Origin of the sequence: Streptomyces sp. NPDC126497 (assembly GCF_040302425.1) — a bacterium.
Lineage (GTDB): Bacteria > Actinomycetota > Actinomycetes > Streptomycetales > Streptomycetaceae > Streptomyces.
On the sequence record NZ_JBEORT010000197.1, the window covers coordinates 1 to 3,929 of the forward strand.

A 3,929-nucleotide genomic window follows, 5' to 3' on the forward strand; every position below is an offset into this window, starting at 1 on the left:
GAGTCGCTGACGGGCGAGCGGCTGGCGCGGGTGCTGCGTCCCAAGGTGGACGGGGCCTGGCATCTGCACGAGGCGACCAAGGACCTCGACCTCACGGCTTTCGTGGTGTTCTCGTCGGTGGCGGGGACGTTCGGCAGTGCGGGTCAGTCGGCTTATGCGGCCGGTAACGCGTTCCTGGACGCTCTGGTGCGGCGGCGTCGTGCGCTGGGGTTGCCGGGGGTGTCGTTGGTGTGGGGTCCGTGGTCGCAGGAGGCGGGCATGACCCGGTCGCTGTCGGAGACCGACCGCCGCCGCATCACCCGCTCCGGCCTTCCTCCGGTGACGGCGGAGCAGGGCGTCGCCCTGCTCGACGCCGCGGTGGCCGCTGACGCGGCCGTCGTCCTGCCCGTGCGCCTCGACTTCCCGGCGCTCCGCGCGCAGGGGGAGGTTCCGCCGCTGCTCAGCGGGCTGATCCGGACGTCCACCCGCCGCACGGCGGCCACGGGTTCCACCGAGACCACCGGGCTGGCCGAACGGCTGACCGTGCTCGGCGAGACCGAGCGCCGCGAGATGATGCTGGACCTGGTGCGCGGACACATCGCCCTCGTCCTCGGCCACTCGGGCGCACAGACGGTCAGCCCCGACCGGGCCTTCCAGGACCTGGGCTTCGACTCCCTGACGGCCGTGGAGCTGCGCAACCGGCTGGGCAAGGCGACCGGACTGCGCCTGCCCGCCACCGTGGTCTTCGACTACCCGACCGCGGAACTCCTCGCCGATCACCTCCTCGACACCGTGCTCGGCACCGTGCGCGACGTGGCTGTGCCGGTGGGGTCGTTGCCGTCGGTGGCGGACGATCCGGTGGTGATCGTGGGGATGGCGTGCCGTTACCCGGGTGGGGTGTCCTCGCCGGAGGACCTGTGGCGGCTGGTGTCCGACGGCGTCGACGCCGTGACCGAGTTCCCGGCTGATCGTGGCTGGGATGTCGATTCGTTGTACAGCGCGGACCGGGAGGTGCCTGGGACGTCGTATACGCGCTCGGGTGGTTTCCTGCATGACGCGGGCGCCTTCGACGCGGACTTCTTCGGGATGAGTCCGCGGGAGGCGATGGCGACGGACGCGCAGCAGCGGTTGCTGCTGGAGACGACGTGGGAGGCGATCGAGCGGGCCGGGATGGACCCGGTCTCGCTGCGGGGCAGCCGGACCGGCGTCTTCGCCGGCGTCATGTACAGCGACTACGGAAGCATCCTCGCCGACCAGCAGTACGAGGGCTTCCGCGGCAACGGCAGTGCTCCCAGCATCGCTTCCGGTCGTGTGGCGTACACGTTCGGGTTCGAGGGTCCTGCGGTGACGGTGGACACGGCGTGTTCGTCGTCGTTGGTGGCGTTGCACTGGGCGGCGCAGGCGTTGCGTTCGGGTGAGTGCTCGCTCGCGGTGGCCGGTGGTGTCACCGTCATGGCCACGCCCACCGCCTTCGTCGAATTCTCCCGCCAGGGAGCCCTCTCCGCCGACGGCCGCTGCAAGGCCTTCTCCGACACCGCCGATGGAGCCGGCTGGTCCGAGGGTGTGGGTGTGCTGGTGCTGGAGCGGTTGTCGGATGCGCGGCGTCTTGGGCATCGGGTGCTGGCGGTGGTGCGGGGCAGTGCGGTCAACCAGGACGGTGCGTCGAACGGTCTGACGGCGCCGAACGGTCCGTCGCAGCAGCGGGTGATCCGGCAGGCGCTGGCCAGTGGGGGGCTGTCCGCCGGTGAGGTGGATGTGGTGGAGGCGCACGGCACGGGCACGACGCTGGGTGATCCGATCGAGGCGCAGGCGTTGATCGCCGCCTACGGTCAGGACCGGCCGGAGGGCCGGCCGTTGTGGCTGGGGTCGATCAAGTCGAACATCGGGCACACGCAGGCTGCGGCGGGTGTGGCCGGTGTGATCAAGATGGTGATGGCGATGCGGCACGGTGAGCTGCCGCGCACGCTGCACGTGGATGCGCCGTCGTCGCACGTGGACTGGTCGGCGGGTGCGGTGGAGCTGCTGACCGAGCCGGTGGAATGGGCGCAGGGTCCAGGGCCGCGTCGTGCGGGGGTGTCCTCGTTCGGCATCAGCGGCACCAACGCCCACCTCATCCTCGAACAACCCGCATCTGTCGGCGAAACCGCTCCGGCGGCCCTCGATGCCGACGACGACTCCGAAACGGCTGGTGTGGTGCCGTGGGTTCTCTCCGGTAAGAGTGAGGCCGCGCTGCGGGCGCAGGCCGAGCGGCTGCGGGAGTTCGTGCAGGAGGCTCGGGTCCGTGGTGTGGATCTCGGGTTCTCGCTGGCGACTCAGCGGTCGGTCTTCGAGCACCGTGCTGTGGTGCTGGCGCAGGACAAGTCGGCTGCTCTGGAGGCGTTCGCTGCGGGGCGTCCGGACGCGGGTGTCGTGGAGGGGCTGGCCGGTGGAGGCCGTACGGCGTTCCTGTTCTCGGGTCAGGGGTCGCAGCGGCTGGGCATGGGCCGTGAGCTGTATGGGCGTTTCCCGGTGTTCGCGGAGGCGTTCGACGCGGTGTGCGCGGGGCTGGACGAGCACCTGGACCGGCCGTTGCGTGAGGTGGTGTGGGGTGAGGACGCGGAGGTACTGAACCGGACCGTCTATGCCCAGGCCGGACTGTTCGCGGTCGAGGTGGCGTTGTTCCGGCTGGTGGAGTCGTGGGGTGTGCGGCCGGAGTTCGTGGCCGGGCATTCGATCGGTGAGGTGGCGGCCGCGCATGTGGCGGGGGTGTTCTCGCTGGCGGACGCGTGTGCGCTGGTGGCCGCGCGGGGCCGGCTGATGCAGGCGCTGCCGGCCGGTGGCGCGATGGTGGCGGTGGAGGCGACGGAGGCGGAGGTGCTGCCGCACCTGACCGGTGAGGTGTCGGTCGCGGCCGTCAACGGGCCTTCCTCGGTGGTGGTTTCGGGTGCCGAGGCCGCGGTGGAGACGGTGGCGGAGGCATTCCGGGGGCTGGGTCGTCGTACGACCCGGCTGCGGGTGTCGCACGCCTTCCACTCCCCGCTGATGGAACCGATGCTGGACGACTTCCGCACGGTCGCCGAGGGACTGACCTACAGCGAGCCGCGGGTGCCGGTCGTCTCGAACGTGTCCGGTGCCTTGGCGGAGCCCGGTCAGTTGGCGTCGGCCGCCTACTGGGTGACCCACGTCCGCGAGGCCGTGCGCTTCGCCGACGGCATCCGCGCCCTGGCCGGGCAGGGCGTCACGCGTTTCGTGGAGCTGGGGCCGGACGGTGTGCTCAGCGGCATGGCCCGCGAGAGCGCCGGCGACGACGCACACCTGATCCCGCTGCTGCGCAAGGACCACGCCGAGGAGACGGCGGCCCTCACCGCACTCGCCCGACTGCACGTGTCCGGGGCCCGGGTGGACTGGGCCGCGTACTTCGCCGGCACCGGCGCGCGGACCGTCGACCTGCCGACCTACGCCTTCCAACGCCGTACGTACTGGCCGGAGCACACCACGGTCACCGCAGTGGCCGACGCCCGCGCTGCGGGCCTGGAGGCGACCGGTCACCCGTTGCTGGGTGCGATGGTGGCGTTGCCGGACTCGGGTGGTGTGGTGCTGACGGGCCGGTTGTCGGTGGAGGCGCAGCCGTGGCTGGCCGATCACGTCGTCCTGGGCCGCACCCTGCTGCCGGGTACGGGACTGGTGGAACTCGCCCTGAAGGCCGGTGAGGCCGTGGGCTGTGCGACGCTGGAGGAACTGACGCTGGCCGCGCCGCTGGTGCTGCCCGAGCAGGGTGCCGTCCAGGTCCGCGTCGTGGTGGGACCCCAGGACGCCGACCACCGCACCCTCGCCGTTTACTCCCGTCCCGAAGGCTCCGAGGACGCCCCGTGGACGACCCATGCCTCCGGTTTCCTGGTGGAGGGTGTGGTGCCGGCGGGGTTCGATCTGGTGCAGTGGCCTCCGGCGGGTGCCGAGGTGGTGCCGGTGGA

1 protein-coding gene is annotated in these 3,929 nt (G+C 71.6%); it reads left to right on the forward strand.

Annotated elements, in window-relative coordinates; translation table 11 throughout:
* A partial coding sequence (locus ABTY20_RS34905; RefSeq protein ID WP_352001158.1) for a type I polyketide synthase occupies positions 1-3,929 on the forward strand: 3,929 nt, incomplete at both ends.